Source organism: Pseudomonas sp. RL_105y_Pfl2_101, assembly GCF_963970585.1.
Classification (GTDB): domain Bacteria; phylum Pseudomonadota; class Gammaproteobacteria; order Pseudomonadales; family Pseudomonadaceae; genus Aquipseudomonas.
On record NZ_CAXAPG010000123.1, the window covers coordinates 1 to 1235 of the forward strand.

2 protein-coding genes are annotated in these 1235 nt (G+C 56.3%); both read right to left on the reverse strand.

Annotated elements, in window-relative coordinates; all coding sequences use genetic code 11:
* Positions 1 to 947, reverse strand: a 947-nt coding sequence (gene tnpC, locus AACY31_RS28725; protein ID WP_339505653.1) for an IS66 family transposase, incomplete at its 3' end; no start/stop codon positions are given.
* Positions 948 to 965: 18 nt separating this feature from the next.
* The coding region (gene tnpB, locus AACY31_RS28730) for an IS66 family insertion sequence element accessory protein TnpB (RefSeq protein WP_339505655.1) at positions 966 to 1235 on the reverse strand (270 nt) is incomplete at its 5' end.

The window sequence follows — 1235 nt, forward strand, 5'->3', positions numbered from 1 at the left end:
CAGGCCAAACGCTCAACACCCGGCTGCGTTCCCACAGCGTTATAACCTGCGTAATCGTCGGTCATCAGATAGCCACGATAATCGGCGAGCAGCCGCAACGGCACCTCCTGCGCTCGGCTGGTGGTGTAATCAAAAAGGATCACCGGGCGTTCCGGCGGGCCGCTGGCTTGTACCCACATCCAGGATTGGCTGGTCGGATCTCGATCCGGCTCTTTGAGTACCTGCACTCGCGTTTCATCGCAATGAATCACCGGACTTTCCAGCAACCGATCACGCATCAGATTCAGCAGCGGTTGGAAGTGTTCGCAGCACTGGATCACCCAGCGGGCCAGGGTTTGACGCGGGATATCGACACCGTGGCGAGCGAGAACTTTTTCGAAGCGGTGCAACGGCAGGCCATCGACATACTTGGTGGTGAGCAACATGGCCAGCACGCTGGGGCTGGCCATGCTTTTTTCGATCAATTGCGCGGGTTTGTCGGCAGTGACCGGTGCTGTTTCACAACCACGGCAACCGTAGACCTTGCGGATATGTCTGATCACCCGGATCTGCATCGGCACGATCTCCAGCTGTTCACTGGTTTCTTCGCCGATGGCATGTTTGCGGCAGCCGCAAATGCAGGTCAGTTCATGCTCGGGGAGATCGTGGATAACGTCGATGCGTGGCAAGTCAGCCGGCAGGGGTTTGCGTTTGCCCCGGCGTTTGGTGGGGGTGACAACTTCTTCTTCCGCTTCAACAGGTGCGGACGTATCGATACTTTCGGCTTCATTGAATAACGGCAGTTGCGGTGTCGCCGGATCAGCGGTTTGTTCGGACTTACGCCCAAACAAACGCTGGCGAAGTAGCGCATTCTCTTCTTCAAGAAGAACGACCTTCGACTGCATCTGAGCAAGTAATTGCTTGAGGGCAGCCAGGTCATCGGGGAGGTTGTCGGGCATGGAAATCATGGCCCGGATTATACCCAATCAAGCTACGAATCGTGGCGTCAAAACTTGGTGGGGGCGGTTGCGCCACAGGTCAAAACCGTCGAGCAACCAGTTCAGTTCCTGGACGCTCAATACGATGGCTTCGTTGGTGGCGTCGGGAGAGGTTTTGAAGCGCTCGGATTCCAGGCGCTTGAGCCAAAGACAGAAGCCGTTGCGTTCCCAATAGAGGATTTTCACTCGGTTACGGGAGCGATTCAGAAAAACGAAAAGTACCGGGTCGAAGACCGCCACCTTGATATCCAGCTCGAC